Source organism: Streptomyces solitudinis (assembly GCF_036323765.1).
Lineage (GTDB): Bacteria > Actinomycetota > Actinomycetes > Streptomycetales > Streptomycetaceae > Streptomyces.
This window is the reverse complement of record NZ_JAZDCW010000005.1, coordinates 75,153-96,153: the sequence shown is the minus strand read 5'-3', so window position 1 is coordinate 96,153 and position 21,001 is coordinate 75,153. Positions and strand designations below refer to the sequence as shown.

At 74.1% G+C, this 21,001-nt stretch carries 15 protein-coding genes; 4 read left to right on the top strand and 11 right to left on the bottom strand.

All coding sequences use genetic code 11. The features are described 5' to 3' along the window. Nucleotides 1-129 precede the first annotated feature (129 nt). The 3 genes from V1J52_RS14545 to rfbH are packed head-to-tail and all read left to right on the top strand — an operon-like array spanning nucleotide 130 to nucleotide 3,826. Nucleotides 130-1,467, top strand: coding sequence for an NDP-hexose 2,3-dehydratase family protein (locus tag V1J52_RS14545; protein ID WP_330140205.1), 1,338 nt, complete (start codon nucleotides 130-132; stop codon nucleotides 1,465-1,467). Next, nucleotides 1,464-2,498, top strand: coding sequence for a Gfo/Idh/MocA family protein (locus V1J52_RS14540; protein ID WP_330140204.1), 1,035 nt, complete (start codon nucleotides 1,464-1,466; stop codon nucleotides 2,496-2,498). The genes V1J52_RS14545 and V1J52_RS14540 overlap by 4 nt, the downstream gene beginning before the upstream one ends. Next, complete coding sequence (gene rfbH / locus V1J52_RS14535; protein ID WP_330140203.1) at nucleotides 2,495-3,826, top strand: lipopolysaccharide biosynthesis protein RfbH; 1,332 nt, start codon at nucleotides 2,495-2,497, stop codon at nucleotides 3,824-3,826. The genes V1J52_RS14540 and rfbH overlap by 4 nt, the downstream gene beginning before the upstream one ends. 93 nt (nucleotides 3,827-3,919) lie before the next feature. Here rfbH and V1J52_RS14530 read toward each other — a convergent pair whose 3' ends face one another. The 7 genes from V1J52_RS14530 to V1J52_RS14500 form a co-directional block, all read right to left on the bottom strand. Beyond that, nucleotides 3,920-4,747 carry an AfsR/SARP family transcriptional regulator gene (locus tag V1J52_RS14530; protein WP_330140201.1) on the bottom strand — a complete coding sequence of 276 codons (828 nt, stop codon included), beginning with the start codon at nucleotides 4,745-4,747 and terminating at the stop codon, nucleotides 3,920-3,922. A 234-nt stretch (nucleotides 4,748-4,981) separates the two neighbouring features. Beyond that, nucleotides 4,982-5,233, bottom strand: coding sequence for a hypothetical protein (locus tag V1J52_RS14525; RefSeq protein ID WP_330140200.1), 252 nt, complete (start codon nucleotides 5,231-5,233; stop codon nucleotides 4,982-4,984). A 5-nt stretch (nucleotides 5,234-5,238) separates the two neighbouring features. After that, nucleotides 5,239-6,834 (bottom strand): acyl-CoA carboxylase subunit beta, encoded by a 1,596-nt coding sequence (locus tag V1J52_RS14520; protein WP_443075837.1) that lies wholly within the window; start codon nucleotides 6,832-6,834, stop codon nucleotides 5,239-5,241. Nucleotides 6,835-6,942: 108 nt separating this feature from the next. Beyond that, the gene (locus tag V1J52_RS14515; protein ID WP_330140199.1) at nucleotides 6,943-7,887 is read right to left on the bottom strand and encodes an MBL fold metallo-hydrolase; all 945 of its coding nucleotides are present in this window, start codon (nucleotides 7,885-7,887) and stop codon (nucleotides 6,943-6,945) included. Continuing rightward, nucleotides 7,884-8,774, bottom strand: coding sequence for a 4'-phosphopantetheinyl transferase family protein (locus V1J52_RS14510; RefSeq protein WP_330140198.1), 891 nt, complete (start codon nucleotides 8,772-8,774; stop codon nucleotides 7,884-7,886). The genes V1J52_RS14515 and V1J52_RS14510 overlap by 4 nt, the downstream gene beginning before the upstream one ends. Before the next feature lie 122 nt (nucleotides 8,775-8,896). Beyond that, the gene (locus V1J52_RS14505; RefSeq protein WP_330140197.1) at nucleotides 8,897-10,783 is read right to left on the bottom strand and encodes an acyl-CoA dehydrogenase; all 1,887 of its coding nucleotides are present in this window, start codon (nucleotides 10,781-10,783) and stop codon (nucleotides 8,897-8,899) included. Between the two features lie 149 nt (nucleotides 10,784-10,932). Then, nucleotides 10,933-12,084 carry an IS701 family transposase gene (locus tag V1J52_RS14500; RefSeq protein ID WP_330140196.1) on the bottom strand — a complete coding sequence of 384 codons (1,152 nt, stop codon included), beginning with the start codon at nucleotides 12,082-12,084 and terminating at the stop codon, nucleotides 10,933-10,935. 347 nt (nucleotides 12,085-12,431) lie between these two features. On the opposite strand from V1J52_RS14500, the gene V1J52_RS14495 reads away from it, so the two are divergent. Continuing rightward, nucleotides 12,432-15,650, top strand: a complete 3,219-nt coding sequence (locus V1J52_RS14495) for an AfsR/SARP family transcriptional regulator (protein ID WP_330140195.1) — start codon at nucleotides 12,432-12,434, stop codon at nucleotides 15,648-15,650. A gap of 48 nt (nucleotides 15,651-15,698) precedes the next feature. On the opposite strand, the gene V1J52_RS14490 is transcribed toward V1J52_RS14495, so the two are convergent. From V1J52_RS14490 to V1J52_RS14475, 4 genes are all read right to left on the bottom strand, one after another. Continuing rightward, nucleotides 15,699-15,860: a hypothetical protein gene (locus V1J52_RS14490; RefSeq protein WP_330140194.1), complete on the bottom strand. Its 162-nt coding sequence runs from the start codon at nucleotides 15,858-15,860 to the stop codon at nucleotides 15,699-15,701. Nucleotides 15,861-16,487: 627 nt separating this feature from the next. After that, nucleotides 16,488-16,991: a YbaK/EbsC family protein gene (locus V1J52_RS14485; protein ID WP_330140193.1), complete on the bottom strand. Its 504-nt coding sequence runs from the start codon at nucleotides 16,989-16,991 to the stop codon at nucleotides 16,488-16,490. A gap of 256 nt (nucleotides 16,992-17,247) precedes the next feature. Beyond that, nucleotides 17,248-19,779 (bottom strand): ABC transporter permease, encoded by a 2,532-nt coding sequence (locus V1J52_RS14480; protein WP_330140192.1) that lies wholly within the window; start codon nucleotides 19,777-19,779, stop codon nucleotides 17,248-17,250. A 51-nt stretch (nucleotides 19,780-19,830) separates the two neighbouring features. Then, nucleotides 19,831-20,616: an ABC transporter ATP-binding protein gene (locus V1J52_RS14475; protein WP_330140191.1), complete on the bottom strand. Its 786-nt coding sequence runs from the start codon at nucleotides 20,614-20,616 to the stop codon at nucleotides 19,831-19,833. Between the last annotated feature and the right edge of the window lie 385 nt (nucleotides 20,617-21,001).

Sequence of the window (21,001 nt, the reverse complement as noted above, 5' to 3'; positions counted from 1 at the left end):
GCGGCCCCGCGCCGCGCCCGGCGGTACGCCGCGGGCCGGACGCACCGCGTACCGAGCCGCCCCCACCCGGCTCCCGGACTCCCGGTGGGGACCGCACGCCGAATCCGCGCTCAACCTGGGGAGGACCGGGTGTTCCGTCAGACGAGCGAGTTCCTGGAGTGGTTCGCCGAACAGCAGCGCGTGCAGCGCCACCGGGTGACGCCGGTGCCGCTGGAGGAGCTGGACGGCTGGTCCTTCGACCCGGAGACGGGCAACCTGGGACACCGCACCGGCAAGTTCTTCACCATCGAGGGCGTGGAGGTCGAGACGGACCGCCGCGAGACGCCCGCGTGGTCGCAGCCCGTCATCGTGCAGCCCGAGGCCGGGGTGCTCGGCATCGTCGTCCAGGAGTTCGACGGCGTCCCGCACTTCCTGCTCCAGGCGAAGATGGAGCCCGGCAACATCAACCTGCTCCAGCTCTCGCCGACCGTGCAGGCGACCCGGTCGAACTACACCCGGGTCCACGCGGGGCGGCCGGTGCCGTACCTGGAGCACTTCCTCGGCCCGAGCCGGGGCCGCGTCGTCTTCGACGCGCTCCAGTCCGAGCAGGGCGCCTGGTTCCTGGCCAAGCGCAACCGCAACATGATCGTCGAGGCCCGCGGCCACGTGCCGGTGCGCCCCGGGTTCTGCTGGCTGACGCTGGAGCAGATCGGCGAACTGCTGCGCGCCGACAACCTCGTCAACATGGACACCCGCACCGTCCTGTCCGGCCTGCCGTGGAACTGGCGCGGCCAGGCCGAGGCCCCTCTCGTCGGACGGCTCGACGGCTTCGCCGACTGGACGGGGGAGCGCAGCCTGCACCGGATGACGGACCTGCGCAGCGCGCTCACCGAGGTCCGCTCCACCGCCGTATTCCGGCGCCGCCGCGTCCCGCTCGCGGACGTCAAGGGCTGGAGCCACTCGGGCACGTCCGTCACCCACGAGGACGGCCGGTTCTTCTCGGTCATGGGCGTGGACGTGGAGGCCGAGGGGCGGGAGGTCTCCCGCTGGTCGCAGCCGATGCTGGCCCCGGCCGGGCGCGGCCTGATCGCCTTCCTCGCCCGGCACATCGAGGACCGGCTGCACCTGCTGGTGCGCCTGCGCACCGAGGCGGGCACCTTCGACGTCGCGGAGCTGGGCCCCACCGTCCAGTGCCTGCCGTCCAACTACCGCCACCTGCCCATCGAACGGCGCCCCCGCTACCTGGGCCGGGTACGGCTCGCACCCCGCTCGGCGACGCTGCTGGACGTCGTCCACTCCGAGGAGGGCGGGCGGTTCCACCACGCCGAGAACCGCTACGTCGTCGTCGCCGACGAGGACGCGCCGCTGGACCCGGGCGAGGGGTTCGTGTGGATGACGCCGTGCCAGCTGGCCGCCTTCGCCCAGCACGCGAACCAGGTCAACGTGGAGGCCCGCAACCTGCTGACCTGCCTGCGGTTCCTGCGGTGAGCGGCGCGGCGGCCCCGGTGCGGCTCGGGGTGCTGGGCTGCGCGGACATCGCGGTGCGGCGCGTGCTGCCCGCGGTGTCCCGGACGCCGGGGGTCACGCTGGCGGCGGTGGCCAGCCGCAGCCGCGAACGGGCGGCGCGGGTCACCGCCCGCTTCGGCGGCACCGCCGTCGGCGGCTACGCGGAACTGCTGGAGCGCCGTGGACCGGACGCCGTGGACGCCGTCTACGTCCCGCTGCCCGCCGCGCTGCACGCGACGTGGGTGCGCCGCGCGCTGGACGCGGGCAAGCACGTGCTGGCCGAGAAGCCGCTCACCACCGACCCCGGCACCACCGCCGCCCTGGTGGAGCGGGCCCGCGCCGCCGGGCTGGTGCTGGCGGAGAACTACATGTCGGTGCACCACCCGCAGCACCGCGCGGTGCTGGATCTGGTGGCCGGGGGCGCCATCGGGCGCCTCCGGTCGCTCAGCGCCGCCTTCACCATCCCGCCGCGCCCGGACGACGACATCCGCTACCGGGCGGACCTGGGCGGCGGCGCGCTGCTGGACGTCGGCTGCCACCCGCTGCGGACGGCGTCCGTGCTGCTCGGCGACGGGCTCGCCGTCGCGGGCGCGGTGCTGCACCGGGACGCCGCGCGGGGCGTGGACGTGTCGGGCTCCGCGCTGCTGCACCGCCCCGACGGGGTGACGGCGCACGTCACGTTCGGGATGGAGCACCACTACACGTCGCGGTACGAACTGCACGGCAGTGCGGGGCGGCTGCGGCTCGACCACGCGTTCACCCCGCCCGCTGACCACCGTCCGACGGTGGTGATCGAGCGGGCGGACGGCGTGGAGCACCGCGAGCTGGCCCCCTACGACCAGTGCCGGGGCACGGTCGCGGCCTTCGCCGCGGCCGTCGCGTCCGGCGCGGCGCGGCACGGCACGGCTCCGCCCGGCCCCGGCACGGCCGGCGAGGCGATCGTCCGGCAGGCCCGGCTCATCGCCGCAGTCCACCGATCAGCACATGACGCCGTGGGAGGCGAAACGACATGACCCAGTCCGCGGAGGCCAAGGCGGCGGCCAAGGCCCGCATCCTGGAGGCGGTGCGCGACTACCACGCCCTCGACGAGGGCTCGAAGCCGCAGGGCTTCGAGCCGGGCGTCACCGAGGTGTGGCCCTCCGGCGCGGTGTTCGACGAGGAGGACCGCGCCGCGCTGGTGGAGGCCGCCCTCGACCTGCGCGTCGCGGCCGGGGTCAGCTCCCGCCGCTTCGAGCGGGACTTCGCCCGGTTCTTCAAGCTGCGCAAGGCGCACCTGGCCAACTCCGGCTCCTCGGCCAACCTGCTGGCGATGTCCGCCTTCACCTCCCCGCTGCTGGAGGACCGCAGGCTGGTGCCCGGAGACGAGGTGGTCACCGTGGCGGCGGGCTTCCCGACCACGGTCAACCCGATCATCCAGAACGGCCTCGTCCCCGTCTTCGTCGACGTCGAGGTGGGCACCTACAACACCACCCCCGAGCGGATCGCGGAGGCGATCGGGCCGCGCACGAAGGCCATCATGATCGCGCACGCGCTCGGCAACCCCTTCGCCGCCGAGGAGGTGGCGCGGCTGGCGGACGAGCGCGGCCTGTTCCTCATCGAGGACAACTGCGACGCCGTCGGCTCCACCTACCGGGGCAGGCTCACCGGCACCTTCGGCGACGTCGCCACGACCAGCTTCTACCCCGCCCACCACATCGCGATGGGGGAGGGAGGCTGCGTCCTCACCGACAACCTGGCGCTGGCCCGCATCGTGGAGTCCCTGCGCGACTGGGGCCGGGACTGCTGGTGCGAACCGGGCGAGAACAACCGCTGCTTCAAGCGGTTCGACTACCAGATGGGGACGCTGCCGCACGGCTACGACCACAAGTACATCTTCTCGCACGTCGGCTACAACCTGAAGTCCACCGACCTCCAGGCCGCCCTCGGCCTCACCCAGCTCGCCAAGCTGCCCGCCTTCACCGACGCGCGGCGCGCCAACTGGCGCCGACTGCGCGAGGAGCTGGACGGCACGCCGGGCCTCGTCCTGCCGGTGCCGACGCCGGACAGCGACCCGAGCTGGTTCGGCTTCGCCCTCACCGTCGCGCCCGAGGCCCGCTACACCCGCAAGGCGCTGGTGGAGCACCTGGAGGCGCGCGGCATCGGCACACGCCGGTTCTTCGCCGGCAACCTCACCCGCCACCCCGCCTACCTGGACCGTCCGCACCGCACGGTGGGCGACCTGGTGAACAGCGACCTGGTGGCCGAGCACACGTTCTGGGTCGGGGTCTACCCGGGCCTGGACGCCGAGCGGATCGGCTACCTCGCCGAATCCGTCCGGGACTTCTGCGTCAAGAACTCCTGACCCCGCGGCGGCCGGACCTCCGTCCGGTCGCCCGGCGCGTCTCCGCCCCGCTGGAGTGGATCTCCAGCGGGGCGGAGACGCGCCGGGCGGGCGTCAGGCGAACGTGGGAATGCGGAGCAGGTCCTGACCCGGCTGGAGTGCCGTGGGCGGCGTCGAGACGCTGTCCGCGGGCGGGGAGAGCACCTGGAGCTGGAGCCGCTGCAACTCGGGCGACGGCTCGAGCCCCAGCTCGTCGTGGAGGATGCGGCGCAGGCTCTGGTACGCCTGCAACGCCTCCGCGCGCCGCCCCGCGCAGCCCAGCGCGGAGATGAGCTGGCCGTGGAACCACTCGTTGAGCGGGTAGTCGTTGACCAGGCGGCGCAGCTGCGGGATGGACTCCCGCTGCCTGCCGAGCTGGTTCTCGGCCTCGATCCGCAGCTCCAGCGCGCGGATGCGGACCTCCTCCAGGTGCACCACGTGCCCGCTGAGCACGTCACCGGACGGGATGTTGGACAGGGCCGGTCCGCGCCACAGCTCCAGCGCCCGGTTCAGGTGCCCGGCGGCGGCCCCCGGCTGCCCGTGGCTCAGCTCGGTGTGGGCGCGTGCCACGAGGTGCTCGAAGACACGGATGTCCACCTCGTCGTCCTCGACCGCGATCAGGTAGCCCGGCGCGTGCGTCACCAGCAGCGGGCGGTCGGGCGCGATCAGGCCCTCGGTCTCGAACATTCTGCGTGCGTGGTAAATGTACGTCTGCAGCGTGGTGATGGCACTGCGGGGCGGACGCTCGCCCCACAGTTCCTGGATGAGGCAGTCGGACGTGACGATCTCGTTGGGCCGGGTGAGCAGCAATGCCAACGTCTGGCGGACCTTCGGGGTGGTCGGCATGTACGTTCTGCCGTTGTCGCTGACTATCTCGAACGGGCCGATGAGGTTGAATCGCACTGCACATGCTCCTCTTCATGAGATGAAGAATGCGATGCCGCGTTCTGTTTCTGAGAGGGTGGCAACCAAACCGTAAGCGCGCCACGAGTGATTCCCCTATGGGGACTGGCCGAGAGTGTCACATCGATTTTGAGCCACCGCCGCCACCGCACGTCCGCGCACAGACGACCGCACCCGCCGGGCGGCCCGGCGGGTGCGGTGGGTGTGCGGCGCGGCGGTTTCCGGCGCTGGCGGTCAGGCGGCGCTGCGCCAGCCGGGGCGGGGCTGGGCAGCCCACGAGCGGGCGGCCGCCGGATCGGTGCGGTCCGGCCTCCACCGCACCACCGCCCGCACGGCTGTGCCGCCGGCCGCCGGGGCGGGAGCGCGCAGCCGCGCGGCGAGCACCACCGCGAGGGCCGCGACCTCCTCCGCGGTGGGCGAACCCCGCACGATGCGCCAGCCCGCCTCGCCCATCAGCTCCGCCGGACCGGGCTTCGGCCTCCCCACGCCGCTCACTGGGGCTGGTTCCCGTGCTTGCGGCTGGGCAGCGGCGCGTGCTTGTCGCCCAGCATGGCCAGCGCGCGGATGAGCACCGAGCGGGTTTCGGCCGGGTCGATGACGTCGTCCACCAGCCCGCGTTCGGCCGCGTAGTAGGGGTGCATCAGCTCCCTGCGGTACTCCGCGATCCGCTCCTTGCGCGTGGTGTCCGGATCGGGCGAGGCGGCGATCTCCCGCCGGAAGACGACGTTCGCCGCCGCCTCCGCGCCCATCACGGCGATCTCGTTGATCGGCCAGGCCAGCGACAGGTCGGCGCCGATGGAGCGGGAGTCCATGACGATGTACGCGCCGCCGTACGCCTTGCGCAGAATGAGCTGGACGCGCGGCACCGTCGCGTTGCAGTACGCGTACAGCAGTTTCGCACCGCGCCGGATGACGCCGCCGTGCTCCTGGCCGACGCCGGGCAGGAACCCGGGCACGTCCACGAGCGTCACCAGCGGGATGTTGAACGCGTCGCAGAACCCGACGAACCGGGCGGCCTTCTCGGAGGAGTCGATGTCCAGCACCCCCGCGAGCCGCGCGGGCTGGTTCGCCACGATCCCGACGACGCGCCCGTCCAGGCGGGCCAGCGCGCAGATGACGTTCGGCGCCCACCGCTCGTGCACCTCGAACCACTCGCCGTGGTCGGCGATCTCGGCGATCACCTTCGTGACGTCGTACGCCTGGCCCGGTTCGGCCGGGACGAGGTCGGTGAGCGCCTCGGTGCGCCGGTCGGCCGGGTCGCCGGCGGGCTGCACGGGCGGCAGTTCCCGGTTGTTGGAGGGCAGGAAGGACAGCAGGTGGCGCACGTCCTCCAGGCAGCTCTCCTCGTCGTCGTAGGCGAAGGAGGCGACCCCCGAGGTCGCGGCGTGCACGTCCGCGCCGCCCAGCGCCTCGTGGGTGATCTGCTCGCCGGTGACGGCCTGGACGACGTCCGGTCCGGTGATGAACATCTGCGAGGTGCCGCGCACCATGAAGACGAAGTCGGTGAGCGCCGGCGAGTAGGCCGCGCCGCCCGCGCAGGGTCCCATGATGACGCTGATCTGCGGGATCACCCCGGAGTTGCGCACGTTGCGCTGGAAGATGCCGCCGTACCCGGCCAGCGCCGTGACGCCCTCCTGGATGCGGGCGCCCGCCCCGTCGCACAGGCCGACGATGGGGGCCCCGGCCGTCTCGGCCAGGTCCATCACTTTGTGGATCTTCTGCGCGTGGGCCTCGCCGAGGGCTCCGCCGAAGACGCGGAAGTCGTGCGCGTAGGCGAACACCGTGCGGCCGTCCACCAGGCCCCAGCCGGTGATGACACCGTCCGTGTGCGGCCGTTTCGCCTCCAGGCCGAATCCGGTGGCCCGGTGCCGCCGCAGCGCCTCCGTCTCGGTGAACGTGCCCGGGTCGAAGAGCAGATCCAGCCGTTCCCGGGCGGTGAGTTTGCCCTTCGCCCGCTGTGCGGCCGTGGCTTTCTCATCCGGCCCCGACCGGACGCGCTGCCGCAGGGCTGTCAGTTCCGCCACCCGGGCCCGGGTGGTGCCCTCCTCGGAAAGGCCCTGCGGCAGTTCGGAAGCCGTTTGTGGAATGTCCTGTGTGACGCTCACGCACAACCCTTTCTGCTCCTGGCGGTCGCCGGTGCCGGCGATTCCGTGGCGTGCGCGAACCGGCGCACCGCGTTTTCCGCACGGTCCGGTTCACGCGTGGCACAGCGGCAGCCGCCCGTGGAATGCGATCATTTCCGCGAAGAGTTCCTCGATGTCGAGCCGCACGCCCGGGGCGCCGCCCCGGGCCTCCGCGTAGGCGCGGTGCAGGTTCGGCACCAGCCGTTCGGCGTCGAGGAGTTCCGCGTAGGGGCCGAGGTCGGCTTCCCGCGCCGTCTGGAGCGGGGTGAGGCCCGCCGCGATGCCCTGGGCGGCCAGTTCCTGCACCCGGCGCAGGTAGCCGCGGGTGGTGTCCAGCAGTTCGGGCCCGCCGACGGGGCCGTGCCCGGCCACCACCGTGCGCGGCCGCAGCTCCCGCAGCCGCTCGACGACGGCCAGCGAGCCCGCCACCGAACCGGTCAGGCAGAACGGCGTCGCGCCCGACATGACGACGTCACCGGCGAACAGCACGCGCTGCTCGGGCAGCCACACGACGGTGTCGTTGGTGGTGTGGGCGGTCCCCAGGTGCAGCAGCTCCGCGCGGAGGCCGCCCACGTGCAGCGTGGCGGCGTCCCGGAACGTCACGTCGGGCAGCCTGACGGACAGCCCGCCCCAGCACACGTCCGGCCACAGCCCCGTCAGGTGCAGCCCCGCCTCGGCCATCTCGGCGCGCGTCCCCTCGTGCGCGACGACGGTCGCCTCCGGCGTGAAGACGCAGTTGCCGAAGGTGTGGTCGCCGTGCGGATGGGTGTTGACGACGTACCGGGGCGGCGCCGGTGCGACGCGGGCGGCGGCGTCCCGCAGCGCCAGCGCCCGCGCCTCGGTCGCCGCGGTGTCCACCAGCGCGGTGCGCCCGTCGGCGTGCAGGACGCCCGCGTTGTTCAGGCACCAGCCGCCGTCGGGCTGCACGTAGGCGAAGACGCCGTCGGCCAGCTCCCGCAGGTGGGGCGTGCCGGGTCCGCCGCCGGGCGCCGTCCGGGCGGCGGCGCGTGCGCTCACCCGGACCGTCCCGGCGCGTGGGCCCCGGCGGGCTGCGGATCGTCCTTGCGGTAGCAGCCCAGCACGGCCGACGTCATGGTCTTGTCCAGCAGGTCCCCGGCTTCGGTGGGCTGCGGGGCGCCGGGTCCGGTGCCGGGCGGGCTGACGGCCGTGCTCAACGTGTAGCCGTCGGCCAGCGGGTGCGTCTCGAACTGCCAGCCCACGTCGTCGGCCGGCGTGCCGTCCACGGCGAGCAGCCGGGGCACGGCGGTGGCGGTCAGCGGCGTGGTGAAGCCGAAGGACCGGAACGGCAGCCGCAGCCCGTGCCCGAGCGCCTTGCTGTACGCCTCCTTGAGCGTCCACAGCCGGATCACCGCGCCGTTGCGCTCCGGTTCGGGCAGCCAGCCGAGCTGGGAGCGCTCGTGCCCGGTGCAGACCTCCTCCTCCAGGCCCGTCCCGTAGACGGTGCGGCCGGACGGTTCGATGTCCACGCCGATCGGGCCGCGCCGGCTCAGTCCGACGGCCAGCGCGGTCCCGGTGTGGCTGAGCGAGACCTCCAGCTGGCCGCACCCGCGCAGGTAGGGCCGCCCGTTGGGGTGCCGGGCCAGCTCCAGTTCCTCAGGCCGGGCCCGCAGCACGGCGGCGGCGACGTGCTTGAGCAGCAGCCGGGACGCGGCGAACCGGCGGCGCGCCTCGGGGCACTCCAGACGTCCGTAGCGGTCCGCCTCGGTGCCCAGCAGCCGGGTCAGCTCCCCGGGGGTTCTCCCGTCCGGGTCCCAGTCCGCGAGGAACCCGTAGGCCAGCGCGTAGTCACCGTCCTCCAGGGCGGTGTCCAGCGCCTCCCACGGTCCGTCCCCGGCGCGTACGCGTACCGGGGGCGGCCCCACGAGGCCACGGGGTGAACCCATGGCTGTCTCCCTTCGCATGGCGGTCATGTCGGTGTCGGTCGGTTTCGTCCGGCGCTCGCCGCCCGGCATCCGGTGTGCGGCTCACGGCGGACGGCGTTCGGTGTGCGGCTCACGGCGGGCGGTCAGTGTGCGGCGAACAGGGCGGACAGGGCGGACAGGGCGGCCATGTCCGGTGCGGTGGACTCGGCGGACGTGGCGGACGCAGCCGGCGCGGCGGGCGGCGGGGCGGCGTCGGGCTGCTGCCCGCCGCCCAGCGCGGTGGCGTAGAGGTCGAGGCTGCGGCCCGCGTGGCAGCGCGCCACGGCCTCCGACACCAGGACGTCGGTGGGGTCGGGGGCGCCGGCCGGGGGGTCCGGCACGGGCAGCCCCAGCCGCAGGGTGATCCGGGCGAGGGCGGCGGCCAGCCACTCCGGCCGCCGCAGGAATGCCGCGCCGGGCCCGTCCTGCGCGCCGGCGCCCCGCGGGCCGCACCGCCACACGCCCAGGCAGGCCGCCCCGGCCGCCAGCAGCGCGTAGCGCTCGGCGAGGGCGTAACCGCGCGGGTTGGCCAGCACCGCCGGGTCGCGCTCCGGCAGGACGCGGCACTCCGCGGCCAGCGCCGCGAGTCCGGACGCCAGCACCCCGGCGTGGCCGCGTACCGCCGGGCCGTGGGCGCCGAGGTCCGGGCCGCTGTCGAGGGCGGCGTCCGGATGGGTGAGGAGCGCCGTCAGCGGGTCGCCGGCGGCGGCCACCTTGAGCCCGTCCGCGTCCAGGGGCGGCAGGCCGCCCTCGGTGCGGAACAGCGCGGCCGGGGCGGCGTCCCGGGGGCCGGGCCCGGCCGTCCAGGAGCGCCGGGCGAGGGTGGCGAGCTGCGGCACCAGCGCGGAGAGCGCCGCCACGGCACCGGCCTGCCCCGGCGGCAGCTCCGCCAGGTCGCGGAGCTGCTTGCGGAACGTCCCGTGCCCGGTGCCGTCCGGGGTGTCCCGCTGCGCGTCGGTGCCCAGCACCGGCAGCAGGTCGCCGGTGCTCTGCTGGAGCAGCCGGTGGACGAGGTAGGCGCTGGCCGCCGACAGCAGGCTTGAGCGGTCCGGCACGAGGTGCAGCGAGCGCAGCGCCACCAGGGACAGGCAGTCGGCGACGAGCAGGTCCGCGAACGCGGCGGCGGCGACCTCGCGCACGTACCGGGAGGTCAGGGACCGTGCGCCACCGCTCCCGGCGAGCACGGCGGACAGGACCGAGCGCAGCGCGGAGTCCGCGCAGCCGACCGCCATCGAGGGGAGCAGGGGGCGGGTGAGCTGGAGCGCGCGCACCACGGCGGCGGAGCCCTGGCCCGCCGTGCCGACCACGCAGCGCTCGGGCACCCGCCAGCCGTCCAGGCGCAGTTCGCCCATCGGCAGCCGCGCGCCGCCCGCGGTGGTGGGCGGCGCCACCTCGCGCACGGCGGTGGCGGGCAGCTCCTCGCCGTCCAGCAGAAGCGCGGTGTCGCCGTGTCCGGGCGGGCGCCGCTGCGGCAGGACGAGGAAGGCCGCCGCCCTCGGCGCGTTGACGAGCGCCGGGGTGCGGCCGGTGAGCGTCAGCGCCCCGTCGCCGTCCGGGTCGGTGTGGAGCCGGGCGCCGGCGTCGGTGTAGTAGGACGTCTCCTGCACGGCGGCCGCCAGCCGTCCGCCGTCCAGCAGCAGCTTCGCGGTGCGGTACCGCTGTTCCGGTGTGCCGTACTGCCACACGGTGAGCGCGGGCAGCAGCGACGCGGTGCCGTAGGCGCGGCCGAGTGCCGCGTCCCGGCGGAAGACCGCGCGCAGCAGGCGGGCGAGGGCGTCGAGGCCGGTGAGCCGCCCGCCCAGGGCGCGCGGGACGAACTCCTCGTGCAGTCCGAAGGCCGCGAGCAGCGGCTCGCCGCCGAGCGGCAGTTCACCCCGCCGCCCGGCGGCCAGGACCGCCGCGTCCGAGAGCGGCTGCGCGGTGTCGCGCGGGTCCCCGAGCAGCCGCTCCAGGGCGGCGACCCGCAGCTCGGTGGGCGGCAGTGGCGTCATGGGCCCCACCGTGGCGCCCGGAACTTGACCACGGCTCGGGCAGTGCTTGAACCGGCCGCGGCGCGACGGTCCCGGGGCACGGCGGGCCGCCCGTCGGCGCGGCGGGCGCGGACGGGCGGCCGTGGGCCGGCGGTTCCCCGAACGGACCGTCAGGCGGCGTGGGCGTAGGCCGCGTCGCCGGCCGTGTGCCGGGACGCCTGGGCCAGGACGGCGGCCAGGTGCGCGACCGAGACCAGCGTGATGTGCCGGTGCCAGCCCTGGAACGAGCGCCCGGCGAAGTCGCGGATGCCGATGCGTTCGGAGACCTGGGCGACGTCCCGCCCGACGGTGTCCGCGAGCCGGGCCAGGCCGAGCAGAGCGGGCACGGGCGTGCCGGTCGCCGGGGTGAGCCAGAGCCGGGCCGGGCCGTGCGGCCCGGCCGCCCAGTCGGCCAGCAGCAGCAGCGGCAGCCGGGGCCCGGGTGCGGGCAGGACGACGGGGATCGCCGCCACCACCCCCTGCCGGTTCCGTCCGCCGCCCGGCAGGGCGCCGTCGGCGCGCTGCCGGAACTGCTTCATCGTGGCGACGAGCCGCCCGGCGGACACCGGTGTGCCGCAGTAGCCGTGCACGGCCGTGCCGTCCACGCGCAGCGGGGTCTCCGTGCCGACCCGCATCAGCAGCGGTGCCGCCGCGCCCTGGGTCATATAGTGCACACAGCGCTGGACGTCAAGACCTTCCGCGTCCAGCACCACGGGGCGCCGTGGCGCGTGACCGCCGTGCACCTGGCGCACGGCCTCACTCGCGCACTCCTCCAGCGACGCGGCCCGGCTGGTGGCCGGGATGCACGCGCGGCTGCGTCGCAAGGGGTCTTCCAGCCAACTGTCCGGCAGCACCAGCCGCCAGTTGCAGGGCACGCTGGCCTGCCCGGAGGCCAGCCACGCCCCGAACGCCTGCTGGCCGTTGACCGTCTGGCCCAGGTGCGGGACGAACTGCTGCTCCACGCCCACCGAGTGCGGCCCCGCCTTGGGAATGACCAGCGGACGGACCACCCAGGCCCGGGGCGCGACCAGCGCCTCGGCGTGCCGGGTCAGGGCCCGGCGCACGGCCGACCAGTCCCAGGACGAACTGCTGATGAAATGGTGCACGCTCTGCTGCGCCGACTCGCCGCCCATCTGCCCGGCGATGTTCCGCAGCGTCTTCCTTCCTCGGGCCGCGAGCAGCGCCCGGACGTAGGCCTCCGCCTTCAGGCGCTGGTCGCGCCGGAGCAGTGAGGCGAACAGGTCGGTGCAAAGGTCTCCTACCACGTCGTGGCCGGTCTCCATCGCTCCCCCTAACCGAAACCCGCCGGGTGCGGTGCGTCCCGGCACGGGGAGCGTGTACGGACCGATTACCGCCTGGATGCCGTTCGGTTACCGTTCAACCTTCAAACGCGTGATAGCCGGACGAGCGCACGGGCCCCGTACGTTCATTGCTGCCCCAGGTCCCGCGTGCGTAGAATCGATCGCTGATGCTCACGCATGGCCAAGTACAGCGACGGGGGGCTGGCGAGCGCATGGTGTTGAGTGCTGCGCGAAAACGACCGAGTTTCCGGATCCTCGGTGCGCTTGAGGGATGGGACGGCGATGTCCCGTTAAGGCTGGGAGGCTCGCTCAGGGAGCGCACGCTGGTCATGCTGCTCCTGGAGGCGAACCGGGTGGTGCCCGTCGCCCGCCTGGTGGAGGCCGCCTGGGACAGCTGCCCGCCCAGCAGCGCCTCCCACCAGATCCGCAAGGCCGTGGCGGAACTCAGGCAGCGCATCCCCGGCGGCTCCGGATTCATCCAGACGGCCGGCCCCGGTTACCGCGCCGTCGTCGCCGAGGACCAGCTCGACCTCTCGCAGTACCGGGCCCGCGTCAGCCGTGCCCGGCAGGCCGTCAGCGAGGGAAACCGGGTGCGGGCCGTGGACGAACTCCAGGCGGCCCTGGAACTGTGGCGCGGCCCCGTGATGGCCGGGTTCGGCGGCCCCGTCATCGACGCCGCGTCCGCCGCGCTGGAGGAACAGCACCTCGGCGCGGCCGAGCAGCTCTTCCAGCTCAAGCTCGCCGAGGGGCGGGCGGTGGACGTCGTCGGCGAGCTGCGCACGCTGGTGCACCGCTACCCCCTCCGCGAGACCCTGCGCGCCCAGCTCATGCTGGCCCTGTACCGTACGGGCCGGCAGGCGGAGGCGCTGGAGGAGTACAACCGGGTCCGCGCGCTGCTGGCCGACGAGCTGGGCATCGACCCCTGCGTGGAACTGGCCGCGCTGTACGAGCGCATCCTGCGCCAGAGCCCGGACCTGGCCGCCCTCACCACCCCCGCCGAATCCCCCCACGCGCCCTCCGTCCCGCAGGACGCGTGCGCGATCGAGTCCGTCGCGCCCGCCGCTCCGGCCGGCTCGGCCGGTTCGGCCCAAGCCCCTCCTGTCCCCGGCGCCCCACCCGCCTCCGCCGCTCCGGCCGCCGGCCCCGCCTGGGCCGCGTCCGCCGCGCCCTCCGTGCCGGTCGCGCCCGTCGCGCCTTCTGCGGACGCCGCGTCCGCCGACGGCCTGCCCCCTCCCTCCGAGCGGGACCGCGAACCGCCCGCCCCGTCCACTCCGGCGGCCTCCCCGCCGACGGCGGCCACTCCGGCGGCCTCCCCGCCGTCAGCGGGTGCCGTCCCCAGCGCCCTCCCGTACGACCTGCGCGACTTCTCCGGACGCGAGGCCGAACTCCGCTGGATCAGCGAGACGGTGCGCCGCGCCCCCGGGGTCTGCGGGCAGTGCGCCAGGATCGTGGCGATCGACGGCATGGGCGGCAGCGGCAAGACGGCCCTGGCCGTCCGCGCCGCCCACCGGCTCGCCGAGGACTACCCCGATGGCCAGCTCTTCGTCGACCTGCGCGGTTACACCCCCGGTCAGGAGCCGCTCAGCACCCTCATGGCGCAGGAGGCGCTGCTCGCGGCGGCCGGCGTCCCCAGCGACGAGGTGCCCACCGCGGCGGCCGGCCGCACCGCCCTGTGGGGCTCGATCACCCGGCAGCGCAAGCTCCTCATCGTCCTGGACAACGCGGCCGACGCCGACCACGTGCGTCCCCTCATCCCGTCGTCGCCCAGTTGCCTGACGCTCATCACCAGCCGCCCGCGGCTGGTGGACCTCGACGGCGCCGACTGGCTCTCCCTCGGCGTGCTCTCCGAGGAGGACGGCCTCGACCTGCTGCGCGGCACGCTCGGCGCCGAACGCGTGGCCAGGGAACCGGCCGCCGCCGCCGAGCTGATCCGCCTGTGCGGGGGGCTGCCGCTCGCCGTCCGGATCGCCGCCGCCCGGCTGCGCAACCGCTCGCACTGGACGATCCAGCGTCTGGCAGGCCGGCTCGCCGACGAGACGCGCCGGCTGGACGAGCTGAACTCGGCCGGCCGCAGCGTGGCCGTCGCCCTGCGGATGTCCTACCAGGCCATGAACGACCGGCAGCGCGCCGACCTGCGGCTGCTGGGCCTGCACCCGGGCAAGACCCTCAGCCCCGAGGAAGCGGGCGCGCTGCTCGACCGCACCCCGCTGGAGGCTGAGGACGCCCTGGAGGCGCTGCTCGACGCGCACCTGCTGGACGAGCACGAGCCGGGCCTGTACTCCTTCCACGACCTCGTCCGCAGCTTCGCGCTCGGCCTGCGCGGCTCCGGCACCGCACAGCAGGAGGAGCAGGCGGTCGAGCGGCTGCTCGACCACTACGTGCTGAGCGCCGAGCGGGCGTGTGACGCGCTGTTCCCCGAGCGTTCCCGCCACGCGGACCTGCTGCCCACCCGGGCGGCGGGGCCGCCGCCGTTCCCCGGGCGCGACGCCGCCCTCGCCTGGCTCGACCGGCACCGCGACAGCATGCTGGCCGCCGTCGAACTCGCCCACTCCCACGGCAGGTACCGGCACGCCGCGTACCTGCCGCGCACGCTCTCCTTCCACTCGGCGATCCGCAACTACCCGCAGGACGCCCGCAGGGCGTGCACCATCGGCGTCACCGCCGCACGGGCCCTGGGCGACCGCGACATGCTGCGGCTGTCGCTGACCACCCTCGCGGTGGAGCACTGGATGGTGGGTGCGTTCCCCGAGGGCGTGACCTGCCTGGAGGAGGCGCTGGTGCTGGCCCGGTCCCTCGGCGACCAGGAGAGCGAGGCGGGGTGCATGGGACGGCTGGGGCAGATGTACAACAGCCTCGGCGAGTTCCACCAGGCGCTCGGCTTCCTGGAGGGCGCCAGCCTGCTGGAGCAGCAGCTCGGCAGCGCCCGGGAGCAGGCCGGGACCCTCAACGTGCTCAGCTCCGTGACCGTGCGGCTGGGCAAGTTCGAGGAAGCCGCCGATACGGCGGCACGGGCCATCGACCTCTGGGAGGCCATCGGGGACCCGGGCCACACCATCGTGGCCCGCTCCAGCCTGGCCTTCGCACTGATCGGCCTGCGCCGGCCGCAGCAGGCGCTGAAGGAACTGGACGCCGCGCTGCGGCTGTGCGACGACCTCAACGGCCCGGCCACGACGGCGCTCATCCTCGCCCAGCACTCGGCCGCCCACGTGCTGCTCGGCGAGCACGACCAGGCCAAGGAGTACGTCGAGCGGGCGCTCCAGATCCCGGCGATGCGGGACGTCACCGTGCGGCAGGCGACGGTCGAGAGCATCGCGGGCCGCGTCTACCGGGCCGTCGGTGAACCCGAACTGGCGCTGGCCCGGGGGCGTCGCGCCTATGAACTGGCGGTCAGCATCAAGTTCCGGTACGAGATGGCGCAGGCCCTCGACACCCTGGCCGACGCCAGTCTCGCCCTCGGTGAAACCACGAAGGCGGAGGATTACCGGCAGCGGGCGGACGCCCTGTACGAGCGGATGGGAGTTCCGGAAAACGCACGTCGGCTCTTTTGAGAACTGGGCTTTTCTCAAAAGAGCCGACGGGGTGGGACGGTGGTGCTGTCAGGGGGTTCCCTTGTCGTCCAGGGGGGCCAGGACAAGGCCGCTGGCGGTGACGGTGGTGCGCTGCTCGTAGTGCGTGCCGCTCGTGACGTCCATGGCAACCCCCCAGGAGAAGGCGGCCGCTGCGAGGATTCCGACCAGGCCGCTCAGCTTGATGCGCATTCTCGTGCCCTCTCGCCAGTCGTGGTGCTTTCGACATGACCGAGACTCGCAGTCCGGCTTCCCGCTCCGTTCCCCTCCACAGACTGGCAGGTTACCCCCCAATTACCGGCGCCTGATAGCGGCACAATTCGCCCAGGAATTACACGGAGGGAATTCTGCATATGCGTTGGGCACCTTCTTCCCCTGCCGTCGCGGCGCGGCTCGCGCGGGCCCCCGCCGGGCCCGCAGGGGCCCGCGGGGGGCCGGGTGCGCGCGGAAGCAGCCCGGCGCGCGCGGGAGCGCCCGGGGCACGCGCGAGGCCCGGCGCGGCGGGTGCCGCGACGGGCCGGGGGTGGCCGGGGGAGCCGGCGGGCGGGAGAGGAGGGCCGGGCGGTCGCCCAAGGGGCCCGCGCGCGTGGCGACGCGCGCCGGCCGTGGCGTCCGCCCGGGGTGCCGCGGTCGTCGCGGGCGGGCCGGTGTGCCGCACCCCGTTCCCGTGCCGCTCCCGCTTCGTTCCCGCGTGCGGGCAGGCGGAAGCCGGGGCCCGCGGTACGGCGCGACGGGGGCGGGGCGCCGTACCGCGGACCCCGGCACGGGGGCGGGCGCGCGTGGCGCCCGCGCACCCGGGCCCGGGCCGGACCAGGGCGCTCAGGCCGTGATCGCGGCCGTCCGGGGCCGGGCGAGTGTGAGGTAGTCGTCGGTGTTCAGGGCGATGGAGACGTCGGGGCGGACGTCGGCGAAGACGATCTCCTCCCGGTCCCGCAGCCGCTGGTCCAGCACCAGTTCGAGGCCCGGGCCGTCGGTGTGGGGGGCGATCGCTCCGGGCGCGCACCCGGTGAGCGACTCGGCCGTCTCCGCCGGGACGTACCCGGCCGAGCTGCCGCCGTACAGCCGGGCGACGCCCACGAGGTCGAGCGTGCGGCCGACGGGGACCACGGCGACGACGTGCCGCAGCATCCGCCTGCCGCGCCTGACCCGCAGGACGACGCACGTGGCGGCTTCGGCGCCCGCCGAGGACAGGAAGCGGAACCGTGCATTCCGGCAGGCGGCCAGCGCGAGGAAACGGGACCATCCACAGGAGTTCTCCGGGGCCTGACCGGGCTCAGGGTGCCCGTCGTACCGGGCCTCATCGCGGGCGAGCACTGTAGGCACCGAGTCCTCCTCAGAACGCGTCGGTTGCTGGTACCGGACGCTCCCAGCCCGCCATCCTCTTTCGCTCCCGCACGGTTCCCCGCCGCGCCGCCCGCCCGTCCCGCCCCGTTCCACTCCGCGTGCCCGGACGGGCGGGGCGGACGCGCGGGGCGGACGCGCGGCGGCCGGGGTGCGACGCGCACGGCGCCCCACCCGGGCCGGCCGCTGACCTGCGGCTCACACCCGCTCCGACGGCTCCGGCACCTCCGGCTCCGGCTCACTCGGTCTTGATCGCCGCCAGCATGTTCAGCCGGGCCGCCCGCCGCGCGGGCCACATCGCGGCCAGCACGCCGACCACCGCGGCCAGGAGCAGGAAGACGCCCATCCGGCCCCACGGCAGCACCAGTTCGTAGGTGGACAGCGAACTGCCGATCGCCTCCCCCGCCGCCCAGCCGAAGAACAGGCCCAGGCCGACGCCCATCACCCCGCCGAACAGCGAGATGACCACGGACTCCAGCCGCACCATCTGCTTCACCGCCCGCCGGTCCAGACCGATCGCGCGCAGCATCCCGATCTCCTGCGACCGCTCGAAGACGGACATCGCCAGCGTGTTGACGACGCCGAGCACCGCGACGAGGACCGCCATGGCCAGCAGCCCGTAGAGCATGTTCAGCATCAGCGTGAACATCTGGGCGATGGACTCGGCCACGTCCTGCTCGTCCTGCACCAGGATCGCCGGGTTGTTCCCCAGCTCCGCCTCCAGCGCCGACTTCATCGCCTCGCTCGCGTCCCCGCCGGTGCCCACCAGCAGCTGCATGGCGTGCTGCCGCTGGAGGTGCGGGTCCAGCGTGCCGGTGTCGAGCATGATCCCCTGGATCATCTCGTTGCCCTCGTAGACGCCGGAGACCGTCAGCTCGCCGCGCCCGCCGTCCTCGTACGTCACCGCGAAGGCCGAGCCGACCTCCCAGCCGTAACTCTCGGCCGTCCGCTCGTCCACGACCGCCCGGTCTCCGCTCAGCCCCTCGAAGGAGCCGGCCGAGAAGTCCAGCGCCGTCAGGTCGCCGATGTGCTCGCCGTTGACGCCCGTCAGGTACTCCCGGCCGCCCTCGATCTCGGCGGGGGAGTTGCGCAGCGGGCTGATCGCCGTCACCCGCTCGTCGGCGGCGAGCGTGCGCTCGATCTCGGGGGAGAGCGGGAGGAAGTTGGCCATGCTGACGGTGTAGTCCGCCTTCAGCGAGCCCGTCGCCATCTGCTCGATGGCCTTCTGGACACTGCCGGCGATCACCGTCATGCCGGTGATCAGCGTCAGGCCGATCATCAGCGCGGCGGCGGTGGCCGCGGTACGCCGGGGGTTGCGCACGGCGTTCTGCCGGGCCAGCTTCCCCGAGACGCCGAAGGCCCGCAGCACCGGTGCCGCCGCCGCGATCAGCGGCCGGGACAGCAGCGGCGTCAGCACGAAGACGCCCACGATCAGCAGGGCGCCGCCCGCGCCCATCGGCGTCGCGGCCTCCTCGGCCTTCATGCCGGTGCCCGTGAACACCAGGGCGGCACCGGCGGCCACCAGCACCGAACCGATGCTGTTGCGGACGACCAGGCTGCGGGTCGTCGCCGTCGCGTGGAGGCTGCTCATCGCGGCCACCGGCGGGATCTTCGCGGCGCGCCGCGCGGGCAGCCAGGCGGCCAGCACGGTCACGACGACGCCCACCAGCATGGAGGCGAGCACCGTCTGACCGGTCACCAGCAACGGCCCGTCGGGGACGGTGGCGCCGAAGCCGCCCATCAGCGAGCGCAGCCCGGCACCGATGCCGATGCCCGCCAGCAGACCGGTGACGCCCGCGATCGTGCCCACGACGAACGCCTCGATGAGGACCGAACGCGTCACCTGGCGGCGGCTGGCACCGACCGCGCGCAGCAGCGCCAGCTCCTGGGTGCGCTGGGCGACGAGCATGGTGAACGTGTTGGCGATGATGAAGACACCGACGAAGAGCGCGATGCCCGCGAAGACGAGCATGCCGGTGCGCAGACCGCTCATCTCGGACTCGATCGCCGCCGCCTGGTCGTCGGCGAGCGTCTGGCCGGTGACGGCCTCGGCCGTCTCGGGCAGGGCGTCCTCGGCCGCGCGCAGCAGCTCGGCCTGCGAGGTGCCGTCGTCGGACGCGAGGATGATCTCGGTGTACTCGCCGGGCGCGGTGAACAGCTCCTGCGCCGTGGCGGTGTCGAAGAGCACGAGCGTGCCGCCCGCGGCGACGCCGCCGTCGTCGGTGGTGAAGACGCCGGTGACCTTCTCCTCGCGGACCGGCCCGTCCACGGACATGCGGACGGTGTCGCCGACCGCGTAGCCGGTGCGTTCGGCGGTCCGCGCGTCGAGCGCGATCTCACCCGCCCGCTCGGGGGCGCGGCCCTCGCGCATCGGGTAGCGGTCGTCGGTGCCGTCGCCGCCCGCGTAGTAGTTGGCGCCGCTCGTGGACCAGCCCTGGCCCACGAGCTTGCCGTCCTTGTCGACGAGCGCGGCGAACCCGGACACCGAGCCGGTGGCCGACGCGACGCCGGGCAGCTCCTCGGCGCGCTCCAGCACCTCCCCGCTCAGCGCGGGCGCCGAGCCGGGCGTGCCGGACTCCGAGGAGTCGGGACGGATCGCCACGTCGATGTGGGAGAAGCCCTGCTCGGAACTCTTCTGGAAGGCGGCCGAGATGGTGGAGGTGAAGACCAGCGTGCCGGAGACGAACGCGACGCCCAGGAGGACGGCGAGCACGGTCATCAGCAGCCGGGCCTTGTGCGCGAGCACGTTGCGCACGGCGGTACGGAACATGGGTGAGTCCTGGGTGATCCGGAGGGTCGGGTGAGTGGGAGGGGCCTTGCCTCAGCTCGTCCGCCCCTTGGCCTCGAAGCCCTTCATCCGCTCCAGCACCTTCTCCGCCGTCGGCGCGGCCATGTCGTCCACGATGCGGCCGTCGGCGAGGAAGACGACGCGGTCGGCGTAGGAGGCGGCCACCGGGTCGTGCGTGACGATGACGACGGTCTGGTTCAGCTCCCGCACCGAGTTCCGCAGGAAGCCCAGCACCTCGGCGCCGGACCGGGAGTCCAGGTTGCCCGTCGGCTCGTCACCGAAGACGATCTCCGGCCGGGACGCCAGCGCGCGGGCGACCGCCACGCGCTGCTGCTGGCCGCCGGAGAGCTGGCTCGGCCGGTGCTTGAGCCGCCCGGACAGCCCGACGGTGTCCACGACCTGGTCCAGCCAGGCCCGGTCCGTCTTCCGGCCTGCGATGTCCAGCGGGAGGGTGATGTTCTCCAGGGCGTTGAGCGTGGGCAGGAGGTTGAACGCCTGGAAGATGAAGCCGATCTTGTCCCGGCGCAGCCGGGTGAGCTTCTTGTCCTTGAGGGTGGTCAGCTCGGTCTCGCCTATGGAGGCAGAGCCGCTGCTGACGGAGTCGAGCCCGGCCATGCAGTGCATGAGCGTCGACTTGCCGGAGCCCGAGGGTCCCATGATCGCGGTGAACTCGCCCCGGAGGAACTCCACGGACACGTGGTCGAGCGCGACCACCTGGGTCTCACCCGTGCCGTAGACCTTGGACAGGTCGGTGGCGCGGGCGGCCGCCGTGCCGGCGGGGGCGGTGGCGAGGACGCCGGGCTGGGTGCTGGTGGTCACGGGTGCGGGCTCCTGTCGGACGTCGGACGTCGGTACCCCTCCATCGTCGGCGCCCGTTCCGGCCTGCTCGTCCGCCGCGCTGCCCGTCTTGGGGGAGCCTTCGGAGGGACGGACACCACCGCGCGGTCATACCTGGGGAGGACCGTGTCCCCGACAGAACCCGGGGGCCCTGGCCCCTACTCGGCGGTCACGAATGACTTTGCGACATCCGCTCGGTCCGGCGCGTGCCGGTACCGGCCCCTGGATGCGCTGGTCACGGGGTGAGGGATCGTCAGCTCCCAATAAAATAAGACAACTTCATGCAAGGACGGGGACACAGAGCGCACTGATGCGGTTACGCTCTTCCCGCACCCAGGAGGGGCCGCTGCCGCGCGCGGCGGGCCCG